Origin of the sequence: Subtercola boreus (assembly GCF_003399645.1) — a bacterium.
In the GTDB taxonomy this organism is placed as follows: domain Bacteria; phylum Actinomycetota; class Actinomycetes; order Actinomycetales; family Microbacteriaceae; genus Subtercola; species Subtercola boreus_A.
Window position 1 is genome coordinate 256,182 of sequence record NZ_NBXD01000014.1, and the last position, 17,804, is coordinate 273,985.

Sequence of the window (17,804 nt, forward strand, 5' to 3'; positions counted from 1 at the left end):
GGGAGCGTGGTACGTCCAGATCCCAGTCGGGGCGGTCAGCTCGGGAACGAACCAGGGGTAGCGCTCGGCAAGGGTGATAGCGGTGTCGGTGCTGAGCACAGGTACGACGGTGCGGGCGGGATGGGTCACCGCGCCCGCCGGAGCGGCTCGCTGTGCGGGTCCTCCAGTGGAGTCCCCGAGAGAGCATCGAGGGCGAGGCGGAGGCGGGTGCTCGAGGTGTGCATCGTGTAGGGGAAGTAGACGACCTCGACGCCGACCTTCGCGAACTCCGTCTCGAGCCGGTGGCCCTTCTCGGTGCCGCGCCAGTCGTCGCCCTTGAAGAAGATGTCGAACTGCACCTCGCGCCAGGTGTCGAGCTTGTCGCTCAGCACCTCGGCCCGGGCCTCGTCGACATAGTCGATATGGTTGACGATCTCGAGGCGCTCGGCGAGCGGAACCACCGGGCTGATGCCCTTGTTGAGCTCGAGCATTTCGTCGGAGACGACGCCCGCGATGAGGTAGTCGCAGCGGTCTTTGGCGTGCTTGAGGAGGTTGAGGTGCCCGACGTGGAACAGGTCGTAGGCACCCGCGGCATAGCCGATTCGGGTCATTGGTTGACTACTTCGGGTTAGTCGACAACGCGGGCAGGCGCGGCTCGAGACGAATACCGCTCCGTTGCTCTAGGAAAGCGCCGGAACAGAAGTGATGAGGTCTCGAGCCTAGGCGACAGGCGCCCCCGAAGGAAAACCCCCGTTAGGGGACCCCTAGAACCGCCCCACCCTCTTCGTGCCGGTCGGCTGACCCACCGCAGCCGCGACGTCGCTCGGCAGGCCGACGGCTCCGGATGCCGCAGCACTGATCTCGGTGGCCATCGACGAGAGCGGCTCGCTCGCCGTCGTCTCCCTGTTCACGAACGCCGAACTCTTCTTGAGCATGCTGGCGGCCGTGTCGTACCGGGTGATCGAGGTGTTGTCACTGCCGCCCCAGGCCAGCATGGTCGCCTGCGCCGTGGTGGTGCGGGGGTTGAACAGGTTGCCCGCCACCGTGATGGCCATCTGGTCGGCCGGAATGTGCGTCACCCCATCGAGCGCCCAGACCTGGAAGAAACCGCCGCTGCCGAACGCGTTGTCGGCGACGGTGATGTTCTTCGTGATCCAGGTCACCGTCGAGTCGGGGATCGGCTGCCGCGGGTCATGACCGGCGAAGGAGGCCGTCGCCTGGCGGCGCTGGTCCTGGTAGATGCGCACACCGAACTTCGCGTTGTTGCCGATGGTGTTGTTGAAGATCTTGACGTTGCTGGCATCGAAGAGCTGCACGCCGAACTGCTGGTTCGACACGTCGTTGTTCGCGATGATGGCATTGCTCGAGATCTCGAGCTGGATGCCGGTGTACTGGTTGCCCGACGAGACGTTGCCCGTCACCTTGACGTCGTAGCACGACTCGTCGAGCCAGATTCCCGAGCCGTAGTTGTTGCTCGTGTTGTTGTTCGCGATCGTGACCCCGCGGCTGCGGGTGACCTTGATGCCGCCCGACACGGGGGCCGGTTTGAACTGCTCGGAGTTGTTGTTCGTGACCTGCGAGTTCTTGATCACGAGCCCGTACGAGGCATTGGCACCGATGCCCATCAGGCCGCTGCGTACGACGGTGAGGTGGTCCAGGGTGACCCCGTTGTTCTCCACGTTGACGCCGATCATCGCGCTGTCTTCGACGACGATGTCCCGGGCCGTGATGTTGGTGTTGGCCAGACGGAGTGCGGCCCGGTCGCCGTACGAGGTCGCGTACCTCCGTACCCCGAAACCCTGCAGCACCGTTCCCGACGACATGACGTACACCGCCTGCGCCAGGTCGCTCGCGGAGACCTTGTGACCCGACGGGTTGTTGCCGATCGTGAGGGTCTTGTTCGTGTGGTCGGCGTAGAAGGTTCCGGCCTTCACCTGCGCGGCGCTGCCGACCTGCACCAGGGCGACGCCGTCGTAGAACACCTGGTCAGGCCGCGCGGCCATCGGATGCGCCGGGTCGACGAAGCCCGGATTGTCGGCCTTGCCATCCATCACCGACGAGGGCGCGAAGCTCCAGTTGGAGGCCTTCCACGTCGAACCCGACTGCGAGAAGGTCGAGATCTTCGACGAACCGTCGAGCCAGACCGTCTCCTTGGGATAGGACTGGATGACCAGCTGCTTGTTCGTCGGAACGACGACCGCCTCGTGGTAGGTGCCCGAGCGCAACACGATCTGCTGGCCGTTCACGGCTTTGGCCACCGCCTTGACGAGGGTCTTCAGCGGTGAGGAGACCGTGCCGGCGTTGGTGTCGGAACCCCCGGTGACCGCCACGTAGAGGGCGTTCGAGGCGAGCGGGTACGACGTGGAGCCGAGGGCTGCGGCCCCCGGGGCTGCGGCGGCCTGGGCGGTCGCCGGGGCGCCGAGTACGGCGCCGGTGATGACGACGGCCGCTGCAGCGAACCAGGTGAGCGAGCGGAGGGCGAGAGGGCGTCGATGGGTGGGTCGACGAAACGGCTGAGACAGAATGCACTCCTCGGGGGCGAGTGTTGATTGATAAAGCTCGGCGGGAGATGTACCGTATCACCCGTACGGGGCACACCACCTTTGGGGGGAGGTTCGCTGGTGCTTTCGGCAATAGGGTGGCAGGATGCCGTCGCGACCTTCGAGCCCACTCCGCCCGGCGGTCTCCCCCCTTCGCTCGGAGGTTCCCTCCCGTTCGAGGTCCGCCGCCGGCTCCGTTCCGGCGCCCGGCGTTCTCGAACCCCGTCGCTGGGTGCGTTTCATCGCCGCCGCCGCGCTCATCCTGATCGGAGCGCGCATCGCTCTTCCGCAGGGTGTCGAGGTCGGTCATGTGGCGGGCCTGCTGCTGATGCCCGTCTGGATCCCGGTCGTGCGCCACTACCGCTGGGGCTGGGCCCTGCTCGGCACCGGAGTCTTTGCCGCCCTGATGGGCGTATGGCTGACGGTGTTCAATGCCGACACGCACAGCACCGATTCGTCACTGATGCTCCGTAACACCATCCTGCTGGTCGGCGCGCTGGTGTCGATCGGCGTGGTGCTCTGGGCCCGGCGGGTGCTCCCCGAGGCCAACGTCACCCTGTGGTTCGGTATCGGGCTCGCCTTCGCGATCACGCCCGACAGCCCGCTCTTCCCGTCCAACCCGTGGAAGTTCGGGTTCGCGGTTCCGGTCGCCATCATCACCCTCTCGCTCGCCTACAAGTCGGGCCGGCGCTGGCTGCAGCTCGTCGTGCTCGGGGCCCTGACGCTCACCTCGGGTCTGAACGACTCCCGCTCCGCCTTCGCCATCCTGCTGCTCGCGGCCATCGTCGTGGCGTTCCAGGTCGTTCCGAGGGGGAAGAACCGCAGGCTCGCCGCTCTTCGCATGGTCTTCGGCCTCGGTGGTCTCACCGTCGTGATCTACAACCTCGGTCAGGCGCTCATTCTCGACGGCTACCTGGGGGCATCCACCCAGGCCCGATCGCTCGAGCAGCTGAGAACGTCGGGGTCGCTCATCCTGGGCGGCCGGCCGGAGCTGTCGGCCTCGGTGGCGCTGTTCAAAGACCAGTGGTGGGGCTTCGGCTCGGGCACCGTTCCGAGCCTCAGCGACATCAGCGTGGCCAAGGCGGGCATGGCCTCGATCAACTACGCCCCCGACAACGGCTATGTCGAGCGCTACATGTTCGGCGGCCACTACGAGCTGCACTCGATGCTCGGCGACTTCTGGACCCACTTCGGCATCGCCGGCCTGCTCTTCCTCGCCGTGGTCGTCGTGGTCGCCATCTGGGGCATCGCGATGCGCATCGCCGACCGCACCGCGAGCGGAGTGATCATGTTCGCCTCGGCCACGACGCTCTGGGGCGTCGGTTTCAGCCCGTTCTACAGTGCCGCGCCGCTCTTCGTGCTCATGCTGGGTATGCTGGCGATCGCCCGGCCCGCCGCACGCCCGTTCGTCAAGGAGACACCCCCGTGGCCAGTCACGCCAGCACACCGCCCCTGAAGACCGGCCCGGGCCGCGGCCTGATCGCGGGAATCGCGATCGCCGTGGTCGTCGTGGTGATCATCGTGGTCGCCGTCATCGTCGCTTCGGTGAACGCCGGGTCGACACCAGCTCCGGCCGGTGACTCGAATTCCCAGGGCCAGGATGCCGGCGGCTCCGCGTTGCCCGCCGACAGCGCCGGGGCCCCGAGCGTCGCCGGGCCGACGGCCGATGCCGGCGACCCGGCCCAGCCGGTGGAGCAGGCGCCCGTTCCCCTGGACTCCCCCGCCCCGGTGGCCGAGGGCGTCTCCGTGGCGGTCTCCGACGTCACTTCGGTCGACGGGGTCGCGAACGGCGTCGGCGAGGTGGGTGGTCCGTCGCTGTCGTTCACGGTCTCGGTCACCAACTCCAGCAGCGCCTCCGTCTCCCTGCAGACCGCTGTGGTGGGCCTGACCTACGGCGCGAACCAGACACCGTCGAACGAGCTCGTGAGCGCCAGCACCGGGCTGACCGGCGACGTGGCCGCGGGTGCGACGGTGACCGGCCGCTACGTGTTCGTCGTGCCGACCGAAGACCGGGATGCCGTGCGCATCACGCTCGACTACCGCGCGGGCTCCCCCGTCGCCGTCTTCGAGGGTGCAGCGCCCCGCTAAAAGCGGCCCGTTCTGCGCCGTCGATGTGGGCCGCGAAAGCGGCCCGTTCTGGGGGGAGCGGAATCTTACGCCCGTGATTTACATTCGTAATACCACAGAACCGAATTTCTGCGGTCTGACCGAATGAGGCACTTCCTATGCCATTGGCGCCCCTGCGCCGGTCTATCGTCGTCCTAGCGACCATAGCCGCTGTCGCACTGACATCACTGACCGCCGTGCAGTCTGCCCAGGCAGACACTGCTCCCACCGACCCGACCGCGGCGACCTCCCCGCCCACGGTCTCGGCCGACGCTCTCCCCACCCCGCAGATCAACGGTGTCGTCTGGTCGCAGACCATTGTGGGCAACACGGTGTACGTGGGCGGAAACTTCACGACCGCGCAGCCCGCGGGAGCAGCCTCCGGGGTGAACACGGTGTCCCGCACCTACGTTCTGTCGTACAACCTCACGACCGGAGCGCTGAACACGTCGTTCGCGCCCGTGCTGAACGGCCAGGTCAAGGCGGTCACCGCCTCCCCCGACGGCTCACGCATCTACGTCGGCGGTGCCTTCACCACCGTGAACGGGGTGAACCGCTACCGCATCGCCGCGCTCGACCCGACGACCGGCGCCGTCGTGACCTCCTTCGCCCCCGGTACGAACTCCACCGTGAGCGCCATCGCGGCGACCGCCACGACGGTGTACCTCGGCGGCACGTTCAGCAGCATCGGTAAAGACGTTCGCAACAAGGTCGCTGCGGTCAACGCCACCACCGGTGCCAACCTCTCCTGGGACCCGAACGCCGCGGGCGGCGACGTCACCGCGCTGACAGTCTCCCCCGACAGAACCAAGGTCGTCGTCGGTGGCAACTTCACCTCGCTCGGCGGCTCCACGAACCCCGGTTTCGGTCTCGCCTCGACCGACGCCGTGAGCGGCGCCGTGCTCTCCGGCTTCGCGGTGAACAACCTCGTCCGCAACGGTGGGTCGCAGGCCTCGATCACCAGCCTCACCTCCGACAGCGACAGCTTCTACGGCTCGGGGTACGTCTTCGGCCAGGGCGGCAACCTCGAGGGATCGTTCCGTGCCGATTGGGCGACGGGAACCATCACCTGGGTCGAAGACTGCCACGGCGACACCTACTCGGCGGCGTCTACCGGCACGGCGCTCTACATCGCCGGCCACCCGCACTACTGCGGCAACATCGGCGGGTTCCAGCAGACCCCGCAGCCGTGGGTCTTCCACCGCGCGCTCGCTTTCAGCAAGTCGGCCACGCAGACCATCACCAACGACCCGCTCGGCTACTACAACTTCGCCGGCAACCCCGCACCGACCCTGCTCAACTGGTACCCCGACTTCAACACCGGTACCTTCACCGGCCAGAGCCAGGGCCCGTGGAGCGTCGCGGCCAACAGCCAGTACGTTGTCTACGGTGGCGAGTTCACCCAGGTGAACGGCAAGCGCCAGCAGGGCCTCACCCGCTTCGCCGTGCGTTCCATCGCACCGAACAAGGAGGGTCCGCTGAACGCGGGCGCCCTGTTCAAGCCCTCGGTCGTCTCCCTCGCCGCCGGCACCGCCCGGGTGAGCTTCACGGCGAACTCCGACCGCGACAACGAGAACCTCACCTACGCGGTCTACCGCAACGGCAACCTGACGACCCCGGTCTACACGACCACGGCCGCGTCATCCGTCTGGAAGACACCCAACCTCGGGTTCACCGACACCGGGCTGACACCGGGCGCCACCTACTCCTACCGGGTTCGGGCCACCGACCCGCTCGGCAACACCGTGATCGGTGACAGTGTGAGCGTGGCGGTGACCTCGGCCGCCACCAGCGCCTACACCTCCGCCATCCAGAACGACTCGGCCTCGAGCTTCTGGCGCCTCGGCGAGGCCAGTGGCACGACGGTCTACGACTGGTCCGGATTCAACGACCAGGTGGCCGGCGCCGGAGTGACGCGCGGAACATCCGGAGCGATCGGCAACGACACCAACACGGCCTCCACCTTCTCGGGTGACAGCACCGGGTTCTCGTCGACGCAGACCGCGGTGGCAGGTCCCCAGACCTTCTCGCTCGAGACGTGGTTCAGAACGACGACGACGGCCGGTGGAAAGATCGTGGGCTTCGGCAACTCGAGCACGGGAACGTCGTCGAGCTACGACCGTCACATCTACATGACGACGGACGGCCACATCAACTTCGGTGTCTACAACGGCAACACGCAGGTGCTCCAGAGCGCGAATGCGCTGAACGACGGCCAGTGGCACCAGGTGGTCGGAACGCTCAGTTCCACCGGGATGCAGCTCTTCGTCGACGGCGTGCGCGTCGGTACCCGCTCCGACACGACCTCGGCCCAGGCCTACGACGGCTTCTGGCGCATCGGCGGAGACTCCTCGTGGAGCGGTTCCAACTTCTTCGCCGGCGACATCGACGACACAGCCGTGTACAGCCAGGTGCTGAACAAGCAGCAGGTCGACACGCACTACGTCGCCTCGGGCCGCGCCTCGAAGCTGCCGCAGCCGCCGACCGACAACTACGGCAACCGTGTCTTCACTGACGCGCCGAGTGTCTACTGGCGCCTCAACGATGCAGCGGGAAGCACCGTCGCAGCCGATTCGAGCCAGGGTCTCGACCCCGGTGTGATCAGCGGTGGTGTCACCCTCGGTGCCGCGGGAGCCCTCGCGGGCAACCCCGACAAGGCCGCGCAGTTCGACGGCCAGAGCGGGGTGATCGCCACCTCGGCGCGCATCGCGAACCCGCAGACCTACTCGATCGAGGCGTGGTTCAACACGACCACCACGGTCGGCGGCAAGATCATCGGCTTCGGCAGCAACCAGACCGGAACCTCGGGCAGCTACGACCGTCACGTCTATCTGCAGGACAATGGGCAGCTCGTCTTCGGTACCTATACGGGCCAGCTGAACACGATCACCACCCCGGGCTCGTACAACGACGGCATCTGGCACCAGGTCGTCGCCTCGCAGTCGAGCGGCGGTTTGAAGCTCTACGTCGACGGCGTTCTCATCGGCACCAACCCGCAGACCCAGGCCCAGCCGTACGACGGCTACTGGCGAATCGGCGGTGACAACACCTGGGGCTCGTCGAGTGCGTTCCTGAACGGCACGATCGATGAGGCCGCGGTCTATGACACCGCGATCTCCGACGCCACCGTGGCCCAGCACTACGCGCTGGGTACGCCGGCGCCGGCGAACGCCGCCCCGACCGCGTCGTTCACCACGGCCGCGACCGATCTCACCGCCTCCTTCGACGGTTCGGCCTCTGCCGACTCCGACGGAACGGTCACCTCGTATGCCTGGGACTTCGGCGACAGCACCACAGGAACCGGTCGCACCACGTCGCACACCTACGCGGCGACCGGAACCTACACGGCGACGCTGACGGTGACCGACAACAAGGGCGCCACGGGTGTCTTCAGCAACACCGTCTCTGTGACGGCACCGCGCGTGAACGTGGCCCCCACGGCCTCGTTCACCACCGCGATGGCCAACCTGGCCCTCACGGTCGACGGCACCGGATCGGCCGACTCCGACGGAACCCTCTCGTCGTATCTCTGGTCGTTCGGTGACAACACCACCGCGACCGGACCGACGCCGCCCGTGCACACCTACGCCGCGGCGGGCACCTACACCGTCAAGCTCACGGTGACCGACAACGACGGAGCAACCGGGGTCTCGCAGACGACGGTCACCGCCGTGGCCGCGCCGCCGCCGAACGTTCCGCCGACCGCCGCGTTCTCGTCGACACCGACAAACCTGCAGGTGGCCTTCGACGCCTCCGATTCGGCCGACAGCGACGGAACGATCGCCTCCTATGCGTGGACCTTCGGTGACGGCACAAACGGAACCGGCAAGACGGTCACCCACACGTATTCCGCAGCCGGCACCTACTCGGTCAAGCTCACCGTGACCGACAACAAGGGCGCCACTGCGGTGACGACAGGGTCTGTCATGGCCACGGTTCCGCCGCCCGTCAACGTGGCACCCACCGCGTCGATCGACACGACGGTCTCGAACCTCACCGCCAACCTCAGCGGTGCAGGATCGACGGACTCCGACGGCACCATCGCGTCGTACGCCTGGAACTTCGGTGACACCCAGACGGGCACCGGCAAGACGGTCTCGCACGTCTACGCCACCGCCGGAACCTACACGGCGACCCTCGTGGTGACCGACAACTCGGGTGCCACCGGAACCGCCACGCAGTCTGTGACCGTGACGAACCCGCCCGCCATGCCCTTCGCGCTCGACTCGTTCCAGCGCACCGTGGCCAGCGGCTTCGGTTCGGCAGACGCGGGTGGTGCCTGGACCAAGCAGGGCGCTGCCACCGACCTCGCGGTGAACAACGGCAGTGCCGTGTTCAAGCTCGGGGCCGCTGGATCCCAGACCGGCGCCTACCTGAACAGCGTCTCGCAGACCGACACCGACATGCGGGTGCAGTTCAGCCTCGACAAGGCCGCGACCGGTGGTGGCACGTACCTCTACGCCATCGCCCGCAAGGCCTCGACGAACAACGAGTACCGCGCCACCATCCGCCTGAAGAACAACGGGACCGCGGCTGTCTCGCTGACCGCCCTGAAGGGCTCGGCCACGGCGGTCACCATCGCCAACGAGGTCGTCGTGCCCGGCAGCGTGGTGGCGGGAACCAAGCTGAGCGTCCGCGTTCAGGTGACCGGCACCAACCCGACCACCGTCAAGGCGAAGGTGTGGCCCGCGGGCACCACCGAGCCGACGGACTGGACGGTGCAGGCGACCGACAGCTACGCCGCGCTGCAGGCACCCGGTGCCCTCGGTCTGGTGAGCTACGTCTCCGGCACGGCGACGAACGCCCCGCAGCAGGTCACAGTGCAGGAACTGAGTGCCTTCAAACCGTAGGCGCCGGCGCACGAATGACAGCTTCGTCGTTCAGCAGTCCTTCCCTGTCCCCCGCCCGACCACGAATCCCTACCTGGTGATGCTGGCTTCGAGTCTCGACTCGATCGCCGGTGTCACGGTGCGGAACTTCACGTGGCGGGGGGCGCTGCTGGGCAGTTACGACGTGTTCCACGTGCACTGGCCCGAGATTCTGGTGGCGGGCCACAGCCCGCTGAAGGCCCTGGTGCGGCAGGCCCTCACGGTGCTGCTGCTGCTCAGACTCGCGGTCACGCGCACCCCCATCGTGCGCACTCTGCACAACCTCGAACTGCCCTCGGGCATCTCGGGGCGGGAGCGCGCGCTGCTGAGGCTGTTCGAGCGCCAGACGGACCTCTTCATCCGGCTGAACCCCGAGACGCCGGTTCGGGATGACCGGCAGTACGCCCTCATACCCCACGGCCACTACCGCGACTGGTTCGCCGCGTATCCGCAGCGCGAGAGCGTCGAAGGCCGGTTCGTCTACTTCGGGCTCATCCGCCGGTACAAAGGGGTCGACACCCTTCTCGACGCCTTCCGGCAGCTGCCGGGAGACGTCAGTCTGCACGCCGCCGGGCGGCCGTCGACCGTCGAGCGCGCCGACGACCTCCGTCGGCGCGCGGCGGGCGACGACCGTATCGATCTGACTCTGGAGTTCCTCGACGACGGCCGGCTGGTCGACACCGTGACCCAGGCGTCGCTCGTGGTGCTGCCCTACACCGAGATGCACAACTCCGGCGGCGCGCTGACGGCCCTGTCGCTCTGCCGGCCGGTGCTGCTGCCGGCGAATCCGGTCAACGAGCGCCTGAACGCCGAGGTCGGTCCGGGCTGGGTGTACCAGTACCACGGTGCCCTCACGCCCGAGGTTCTCGCCACGACCCTGGCCGAGGTCGCGAGTCGCGGCCCGATCGCCCCACCGTGCCTCGACGCCCGGGAGTGGCGGGCCGCCGGTCTGCTGCACTACTCGGCGTACCTGCAGGCGACGAACGCCCAGGCCATCCGACAGCTCGACGCGGCACGGGGGTGAGCACGGTGCGCTCCCCCGCCCCCTCCGTCGCCACCGCCTCAGCCCCTGCGGTACTCCCGGTAGGTGTAGCCCCACGCCCCGCTCACCATGCCGGCGCCCCGCGCGAGGGTGCGCGTTCCGCGTGCCCGGTGCGAGAGCCTTCCGAGCGCGATTCCCACCAGGATCTGGGCGACACCGCCGGCCGCGCGCACCGAGCCGCGGGCGGTCAGCCCGAGCTTCGCGCGCAGGGTGCCCAGGCGCCCGTGGGTCAGCATCAGCGTCGTGAGGCTCCAGCTGTTGCCGCTCGAGAACGCGCGGAGCACCACCCAGCGCTTCGTGGTGCGCGCCCGGGGTACGACATCGACCACGCCGGCTCCGGCCGCCCAGAACATGGTTCCACCCCGGTTCAGAATCTCGCGGGTGAACAGGGTGTCCTCACCCCCGGTCACGCCCAGCGCGGTGTCGAAGCTCAGGCCCCAGTGCCTCACCCGGCCCAGGTCGAGCAGCAGGTTGTTGGTCGCGGCGACGGCGATGGGGGTGCGGTCGGGGAGGCTCCGGCGCTCGAAGTACCGGCCCGCCGTGATCCAGCGACCCGGTCGCACCTCGTACTCGGAGACGACGGGGCCGGCGACGGCCGCGGCCCCGGTTGCCCGCTGCACCTCGATCAGCGAGGCCAGCCAGTTCACGCTCGGCCGTTCGTCGTCATCGATGAAGACGAGCAGGTCGGCCGAGCCACCCTCGACCAGCGCCCGGTTGCGCGCTGCCGCAATGCCCGGGGTCGGTTCATGGATGTACGTCACCGCCGCTCGGTCGGTCTCCCCGAGCGAGGCGACGATGGTCTCGAGGGGGGCGGCCGCCGAACCGGCGGGATCGTTGTCGACCACCAGCACAGAACCGGCGACGGCCCGCGCCACAGCCCGCAACTGCTCGACGACGAGCGGTACGATCTGCTGCAGGTCGCCTGGCCTTCTGAACGTCAGCACGGCCACCACCAGCGTGGGCAGTGGCCCGGCAGGAAGCGTCACATCGGTCTCGGGCACGGTTTCGTCGGAGTTCATCACGCCCATTATCCCGCGTCAACAGGAGTCACATCATGACCGCGCCCACTTTCTCCCAGCTCGCGATCGTGGTGGTGAACTACGGTTCCACGGCGCTGCTCGAGGCGAACCTCGCTCCCCTCACGCGCCGGCAGCCCGACCTCACCGTTGTGATCGTCGACAACTATTCGACCGACACCGAGCGGGCGCGCCTCGTCGCGACGGCGGCGCGGGAGGGCTGGCACACCGTGCTGCCCACGGGCAACACCGGCTTCGGTGGCGGGATGAACCGGGGCGTGCTCCAGGCGGAGCAGCTCGGCGCCCAGCTGCTGCTCCTGCTGAACCCCGACGTGGAGATCGCGGAGGCCGCGCTGCGGCTTCTGCTCGAGACGAGTGCCGAGCATCCTGAAGCCCTGCTCTCCCCCCAGATCCTCCGCCCCGACGGCTCGGTGTGGTTCAACGGGTCGGACCTCTACCTCACCGATGGCCGCATCCGTTCGGCCCGTCGCCGTGTCGCGACGAACACGATGGCCATCGAACCCTGGCTGAGCGGCGCCTGCCTGTTGATGACGCGGGAACTCTGGCGAAAAACCGGAGGATTCGACGAACAGTACTTCCTCTACTGGGAAGATGTCGACTTCTCGCACCGGGTCGCCTCGGCCGGCGGAACCCTGCGGGTCGTCTCCGATGCCGTCGCCGTTCACGCCGAGGGTGGCACTCAACAGGGCGGCGGGTATTCGCACAGCGGCGAGGCGAAGTCGAACACCTACTACTACTACAACGTGCGCAACCGGCTGCTGTTCGCCGTGCGCCACCTCGACGACACCGATCTCGTGCGCTGGACGGCGCTGACGCGCGCCATTGCGTGGGAGATCCTACTTCAGGGTGGCCGACGCCAGTTCACCCGGTCGCTCTCACCGCTCGTGGCGGCCTACCGGGGCGCGCGCGACGGGCGACGGATGGTCAAAGACGAGCTGCGCGCACGCCGGCGTCGGGCGCGGGCGCTGGGTCGCGATATCGTAACCCGGTGAGGGCGGCGAGCTCGCGCACCATGTGCGAGGTCGTCAGACCCTGCTCGACCGCCCGGCGGCCGGCCGCACCGAAGGTCGCGGCGAGAGCGGGATCGGCGAGCAGCTCGAGAACCCGCGCCGCGAGAACCGCCGGGTCGCCCACCGGGGTGAGGTAGCCGGTCTCGCCGTCGAAGACGTAGTCCTCGATGCCCGGGGTGCGGGTCATCACCACGGGGCGCGCGGTTGCCATGGCCTCCAGGCTCACCGTCATGCCCGAGGCGTGCAGGTTCTCGCGGGTGGCGATCGCCACCACACTCGCCCGGGCGTACAGCGCGGCCAGTTCGCGGTGGCTCACTCGCGGGAGGGTTCTGACGCCGTCGGGCGGAGTGAGCGCGCTGGAGGTCTGCACGACGATCTCGGTGTGGGGTGACCGCTCGTGCACGAGGGCGAGGGCCGCGAAGAGGGTGGCGGTGTCTCGGTCCCTGTCGCCTCCGACGCTCAGCACCAGGGGCCGCTCCGCGGCGGGGGCGGGTGTGAAGAAGGCCTCGTCGACGCCGAAGCGGAAGAACCCCACGGGCGGACCGTCTTCGCCGACGAGGCGCTGAACAGCATCCTGTTGCCCCCGGCTGATCACCCAGAGACCGTTCATCCGACGAAGAACCTGGCGCATCGTACCGATCTCTCCGCCCCGGGCGAGAATGTCGGTGACCCAGATGACCCCGCTGTACATCTCCTCGACCGGTTGGTTGATGCTCATGCGCCGGGCGGCATTCTCGTCCCAGGTGAGGCCGAGGTGGCGTACCGCACCGTTCGGCGCCTCGGGGCCGTGGGCACGTCGTGGCGGGGCGAGTCGGTCGCGCAGCCGGCTGCGCAGAACGGATGCCCGGCTGGGCTCTGCGCTCGAGGTGGCCGTCAGCGCGTCGGTGTAGTGCCGCAGTTCGTCGAGCCCGTAGGGCCAGAAGCCCGGAACCTCACCCGCGGTGTGCCGATGCTGCCAGGCCGGAATGTCGCGTTCGTTCGGAAACACGAACTGCACCGCCGTGTCAGACATTCTGGCTCTCCCGCTCGGGGCTCTGTTCGACGTCCTTCAGCAGCTGGCGCCGCGCGGCCACGTCGCGCGACACGTACCAGAGGTTCGGCACCACCTGGCAGAGCGCGACCGCGACCGACGAACCCACGACGGGCCCGGCCGCACCGATGATGCCGATGAGCCACCAGGAGAGTCCGATGTTCAGAGGGATCATGATGAGCACGGGAACGACCTGGAAGACGAGTCCGCGCTTGTCGGTCATGTACATGCCGATCGGGTACTTCGCCGCCTGCAGCCCGACGAAGACCACGAAAGCCAGAAGCAGCCAGCCGCCGAGCTGGATCCGGCCGCCCGAGACGAACTGGGCGAGATACGGCGACAGAACGGCGAGGGCCCCGCCCATCACCAGCCCACCGGCGAGGAACCACAGCGTGGCCACTGCGGGAGACTCGACGCGGTTGGCCGAGCGGGCGGCGGCGTAGATGGGCCACAGTGCGAGACCGGCGGCCGCGATCGTCTGCAGCACGATGCCGAAGAGCTGGGAGGCGAGGTTGTACTCGGCGAGCTGCTCGACGGTGCCCAGATGGCTGAGCAGCAGTCGCCCGGTCTGCATGGCGATCGGCAGGGCGACCATCTGCACGAGCATCGGCCACGCCAGCCCGAGCGCCGAGACGCCCCGGTAGCTCTTCACATGCGGAATCTCGCGGAGGGCAGCACCGACCTGCGGCTTCAGCGCCCGCGCGGCGACGATGAGGCATATCACCGAGACGAGGGCGTTCGCGATGTAGGAGACCACGGCGAGGTAGGTGCCGGCCGGAACCATGAGCACCACGAAGGCACCCACGACGAGGAACATGAATGGTGCGACGACGGCCTGGCTGGCCACCTGGGTGGTGGTCTTCTTCAGCCCGACGAGGATGCGCTGGCCCACGGTCAGCGGAATGACCAGACCGAAGACGGCGATGCAGAGAAAGGCGGCGACGTCTCCGCCGTTGGGCATCAGGCCCTTGCCGAGCAGCACCGGCCACCAGCCGGCGATCGTGATGACGGCGCCGATCGTGACCATGATGCCGCCCGACACGATCAGGATGCGGAACGCGGTCACGATCGTGCGACGAACGTAGTCGTCGGTCTTCGGAGCGGCCGATCCCGCCACCGCGTTGATGACCACGGCGGCGATACCGAGGTCGGCGAACGGCAACAGCGTCGGAAAGCTCGAGAGCAGGCCGTACTGGGCGTACGCGTCGACACCGAAGTTCTGGATGATCATCCGGCTCGTGATGATGCCCAGGATGCCGGCGACCGCCATCACCGCGACCTTCGCCACCGCGGCGCTCCCCACCAGGGAGAAGGTGCCGCCGCGGCGGGGTCTGGCGTGGACCATCAGGTGTACACCCGCACGAGGTCGGTGATCGTGGGGGTGCTGGAGAACATCCAGTCGTCTGCGGCCAGCCGGCCGTCGCGGGCGGGGAGGCTCGAGAGCACGTCGGCCGCGGAGCGGTCGGCGTCGAGCAGTTGCACGATCGCCACGGCGAGTTCCGGGCTCGACTTCGGATCGCTCACGACGGCGTGCCGGTTGGCGCTCAGCCAGTCGGCGAGCCCGGTCTCTCCGGTCGTCGCGACGACCAGGCCGTGCGACAGGCCCTCGACGATCGGCAGGCCGACCTGTTCGCGCCAGGTGGGGCTCGGCTGTGAGGGCAGCACGAGCACCCGGGCCTCGTTCAGCGCCTGGGAGATGCGCTGGCGATCGGGGTCGATCTCGACGGTGATGCCGGGAAAGAGCCGGGCCACGGCCAGCACGTTGTCTTCGAGCACACCCTTTCCGATGATCGTGAGGCTCGCGCCGGGGCGGAGGCGCACGACGTGCGGCCAGGCCTCGAGCAGAACCCGGATGCCCTTCCGCTCGCTGAAGGCGCCGACGAACGCCACGCGGCCGTCGATGCGGTCGCTCTCGGCTGCACCCGGGGCCGGTGACGGGAGGGCGGGAATGACGAGCGAACTGGACTTCAGATCGACCTCGCCGAGCACGTTCTCGTACGTCTCCCGCGCGGCGCTGGTGCCGAAGGCGGCACGGTCGACGCGCTTGAAGACCGCACGGGCGATCACGCGCTCGAGGCGTCGCCTTACCCGCGAGCGTGCTCGGTGCGGCTGCACGGCGAACGGGTCGGCGTTTCCGATGGCGTAGGTGACGACCGTGGTGCGCGGCCGGCCGGCCAGGCGGCGCAGCTCCAGTGCGAGCAGCGCCAGAGAGGTCGCGGGCAGGCTCGAGAGCATCAGCGGTTCGTTGATCTCCAGCGTCTCGACCGGTGAGCGCAGAATCAGCAGGGCGCCGCTGAGCAGGCCGACCCTGACGAGCTGCTGGTCCTTCGCGATGGCCTCTTCGAAGTCGTAGCGCTTCACGCGGTACAGGATGCTGGCGGGCTGCAGTTCGCGGGCCCGCTCGAGGTGCGCGGTGCGCACGGATTCGTACAGCCGCACCCGCGGCTGCAGCACCGGGCGTGAGGGTGCGCTCATCGCGCGACGTGCGTTCACGGAACCGGCCTCAGTTCGGCGCTCTGCGAGACATTCTGCGAGACACTCTTCGACACGCCCGGCGTGCTGCGCTCGGTGTCGTTCTGGGCCTGGCGCTCGGTGCCGTCGGGTGAGGTGTGCGCCGGCTTCACGGTGCGTGGGTTGCGCGGGGCGCGGGGCTTGCGGGGCGGCGCGACCGGGGCCGACAGGGTCGACGGGGTGGTCTCGGCGCTCGAAGCTGCCGTGGCGGTCTCCTCCGCGGCGGGCTCGGCCGGCCCAGCCGCAGTGGCCGTGGTGGAGGGGCGGGCCGACGGGGCAGAGACCTCCGCTGCGCCGGTCTGGCGGGGCGCGGCGCCTTCCGGGGCATCCATCTTCGTGACGTCGCTGCTGTAGTACTCGTCGCGGGCCTTCGGCTTCGTCTGGTTCAGCACGACGCCGATGGTGCGCGCCTTCACCCCCGAGAGGGCGGCGAGGGCATCGGTGAGCTTCTGGCGGGTCGTCGAGTTGTAGAGCGACACCACCACCGCACCGTCGGTCATGTGCGTCAGCGTCAGCGCGTCGGAGGCGGGCAGCAGCGGCGGGGTGTCGACGATCACGAAGTCGTACTGGCCGATGACCGTGCTGAGCAGGCGTGCCATGGCCGAGGAGCCGAGCAGCTGGTTCGGGTTCGGCGGAATCACGCCCGAAGTCAGGATGTCGACATTCGGCGCCCAGTGCTGGATGACCTCGTCGAGGTCTGCCGATCCGACGAGCACGGTGGTCAGTCCCGCCGCGCCCTCGATCTGGGCATAGGTGGCGACGGATGGCCGACGGAGGTCGGCGTCGATGAGCAGCACGCGCAGCGAACGTTCCGCCATCGCGAGGGCGATGTTGATCGACATGGTGGTCTTGCCCTCGCCGGGCATGGCCGACGTGACGACGATCGAACGGATGGCGTTGTCGACGTCGGCGAACTCGAGGTTCGTGCGCACCCGGCGGTAGTCCTCGGCGATCAGGCTGTGCGGTGCCAGGCGCATGGTGATGCCGTTGGGCTGGGGGTCGTGGCGGCGACGGCGTTCGACGTTGCCGATCACGGGAACATCGGTGAGACGTTCGATGTCGCGCGGTGAGCGCAGGCGGGTGTCGAACAGCGCGCGACCGATCGCGTAGAGAACTCCGGCGGCGAGGCCCACGGCCAGACCGCTGATCTCGATGAGGCGCCGGTTCGGGGCGATCGGGTTGACCGGGGCCTGGGCGGGCGTCACGATCTCCATCGAGATGGAGGCGACGTCGCTCGAGTTCTGCGGCGACAGGGCTGTGGCGGTCTTGGCGAGGGATTCGCCGACGCTGTTCGCGATGGCCGCGGCCCGGGCGGGGGTGCCGTCGGTCACGGTGATCTGAATGATGACGGTGTTCAGCGGGGTCGCGGCCGTGATGGATTTCGCCAGCTGCGCCGGAGTGACCTGCAGGCCGAGCTCGGCGATGACGGGGGTCAGCACCTTCGGCGTGGTCGCGAGCTGGGAGTAGGACTGCACGAGGTTCTGGGTGTAGGTCGAGCCCTGCACCAGCTCACTCGTGGTCTGGCCCTGGGTCGAGGAGACGAAGATCTCGCTGGTCGCCTGGAACGAGTCGGGCAGCGATTCGGCGTAGGTGTACGCCACTCCCCCGCCGAGAACACCGAGGATGGCAATGACGATCCACCGTTTGCGCAGCGCTTTGAGATAGTCGTGCGGATCCATGG

12 protein-coding genes are annotated in these 17,804 nt (G+C 68.4%); 5 read left to right on the top strand and 7 right to left on the bottom strand.

What is annotated here, in order from left to right; all coding sequences use genetic code 11:
- Window positions 1-125: 125 nt before the first annotated feature.
- Both B7R24_RS07310 and B7R24_RS07315 read right to left on the bottom strand, forming a co-directional pair.
- Window positions 126-590 carry an adenylyltransferase/cytidyltransferase family protein gene (locus tag B7R24_RS07310; RefSeq protein WP_116418299.1) on the bottom strand — a complete coding sequence of 155 codons (465 nt, stop codon included), beginning with the start codon at window positions 588-590 and terminating at the stop codon, window positions 126-128.
- Window positions 591-743: 153 nt separating this feature from the next.
- Window positions 744-2,309: a right-handed parallel beta-helix repeat-containing protein gene (locus B7R24_RS07315; RefSeq protein ID WP_116418300.1), complete on the bottom strand. Its 1,566-nt coding sequence runs from the start codon at window positions 2,307-2,309 to the stop codon at window positions 744-746.
- 316 nt (window positions 2,310-2,625) lie between these two features.
- On the opposite strand from B7R24_RS07315, the gene B7R24_RS07320 reads away from it, so the two are divergent.
- From B7R24_RS07320 to B7R24_RS07335, 4 genes are all read left to right on the top strand, one after another.
- Window positions 2,626-3,975 (top strand): hypothetical protein, encoded by a 1,350-nt coding sequence (locus B7R24_RS07320; RefSeq protein WP_147303994.1) that lies wholly within the window; start codon window positions 2,626-2,628, stop codon window positions 3,973-3,975.
- Window positions 3,945-4,607: a hypothetical protein gene (locus tag B7R24_RS07325; protein ID WP_116418302.1), complete on the top strand. Its 663-nt coding sequence runs from the start codon at window positions 3,945-3,947 to the stop codon at window positions 4,605-4,607. Before B7R24_RS07320 ends, B7R24_RS07325 begins: the two co-directional genes overlap by 31 nt.
- A gap of 215 nt (window positions 4,608-4,822) precedes the next feature.
- A complete protein-coding gene (locus B7R24_RS07330) occupies window positions 4,823-9,475 on the top strand; it encodes a PKD domain-containing protein (protein ID WP_253259321.1) in 4,653 nt (1,550 codons plus the stop codon).
- 79 nt (window positions 9,476-9,554) lie between these two features.
- On the top strand, window positions 9,555-10,517 hold the full coding sequence (locus B7R24_RS07335; RefSeq protein ID WP_253259322.1) for a glycosyltransferase: 963 nt from the start codon (window positions 9,555-9,557) through the stop codon (window positions 10,515-10,517).
- Window positions 10,518-10,555: 38 nt separating this feature from the next.
- Here the strand turns inward: B7R24_RS07335 and B7R24_RS07340 are convergent, their stop codons facing one another.
- Window positions 10,556-11,554, bottom strand: a complete 999-nt coding sequence (locus B7R24_RS07340) for a glycosyltransferase family 2 protein (protein ID WP_116418479.1) — start codon at window positions 11,552-11,554, stop codon at window positions 10,556-10,558.
- A 35-nt stretch (window positions 11,555-11,589) separates the two neighbouring features.
- Here B7R24_RS07340 and B7R24_RS07345 point away from each other — a divergent pair, with 35 nt between their 5' ends.
- Window positions 11,590-12,564: a glycosyltransferase family 2 protein gene (locus tag B7R24_RS07345; protein ID WP_116418305.1), complete on the top strand. Its 975-nt coding sequence runs from the start codon at window positions 11,590-11,592 to the stop codon at window positions 12,562-12,564.
- Here B7R24_RS07345 and B7R24_RS07350 read toward each other — a convergent pair.
- The 4 genes from B7R24_RS07350 to B7R24_RS07365 are packed head-to-tail and all read right to left on the bottom strand — an operon-like array spanning window position 12,497 to window position 17,802.
- Complete coding sequence (locus B7R24_RS07350; protein WP_253259323.1) at window positions 12,497-13,594, bottom strand: glycosyltransferase family 4 protein; 1,098 nt, start codon at window positions 13,592-13,594, stop codon at window positions 12,497-12,499. The two genes, B7R24_RS07345 and B7R24_RS07350, sit on opposite strands and share 68 nt — an antisense overlap.
- Window positions 13,587-14,957 (bottom strand): lipopolysaccharide biosynthesis protein, encoded by a 1,371-nt coding sequence (locus B7R24_RS07355; protein ID WP_116418306.1) that lies wholly within the window; start codon window positions 14,955-14,957, stop codon window positions 13,587-13,589. Before B7R24_RS07355 ends, B7R24_RS07350 begins: the two co-directional genes overlap by 8 nt.
- On the bottom strand, window positions 14,957-16,087 hold the full coding sequence (locus B7R24_RS07360) for a glycosyltransferase family 4 protein (protein ID WP_116418307.1): 1,131 nt from the start codon (window positions 16,085-16,087) through the stop codon (window positions 14,957-14,959). Before B7R24_RS07360 ends, B7R24_RS07355 begins: the two co-directional genes overlap by 1 nt.
- Before the next feature lie 14 nt (window positions 16,088-16,101).
- On the bottom strand, window positions 16,102-17,802 hold the full coding sequence (locus B7R24_RS07365) for a polysaccharide biosynthesis tyrosine autokinase (RefSeq protein ID WP_116418308.1): 1,701 nt from the start codon (window positions 17,800-17,802) through the stop codon (window positions 16,102-16,104).
- Between the last annotated feature and the right edge of the window lie 2 nt (window positions 17,803-17,804).

Bases quoted from the DNA above. Each gene is read 5' to 3' on its own strand.
- B7R24_RS07310 (WP_116418299.1), bottom strand. From the start codon at position 590: ATGACCCGAATCGGCTATGCCGCGGGTGCCTACGACCTGTTCCACGTC.
- B7R24_RS07320 (WP_147303994.1), top strand. From the start codon at position 2,626: ATGCCGTCGCGACCTTCGAGCCCACTCCGCCCGGCGGTCTCCCCCCTT.
- B7R24_RS07335 (WP_253259322.1), top strand. From the start codon at position 9,555: ATGCTGGCTTCGAGTCTCGACTCGATCGCCGGTGTCACGGTGCGGAAC.
- B7R24_RS07340 (WP_116418479.1), bottom strand. From the start codon at position 11,554: ATGAACTCCGACGAAACCGTGCCCGAGACCGATGTGACGCTTCCTGCC.
- B7R24_RS07345 (WP_116418305.1), top strand. From the start codon at position 11,590: ATGACCGCGCCCACTTTCTCCCAGCTCGCGATCGTGGTGGTGAACTAC.
- B7R24_RS07350 (WP_253259323.1), bottom strand. From the start codon at position 13,594: ATGTCTGACACGGCGGTGCAGTTCGTGTTTCCGAACGAACGCGACATT.
- B7R24_RS07355 (WP_116418306.1), bottom strand. From the start codon at position 14,957: ATGGTCCACGCCAGACCCCGCCGCGGCGGCACCTTCTCCCTGGTGGGG.
- B7R24_RS07360 (WP_116418307.1), bottom strand. From the start codon at position 16,087: ATGAGCGCACCCTCACGCCCGGTGCTGCAGCCGCGGGTGCGGCTGTAC.
- B7R24_RS07365 (WP_116418308.1), bottom strand. From the start codon at position 17,802: ATGGATCCGCACGACTATCTCAAAGCGCTGCGCAAACGGTGGATCGTC.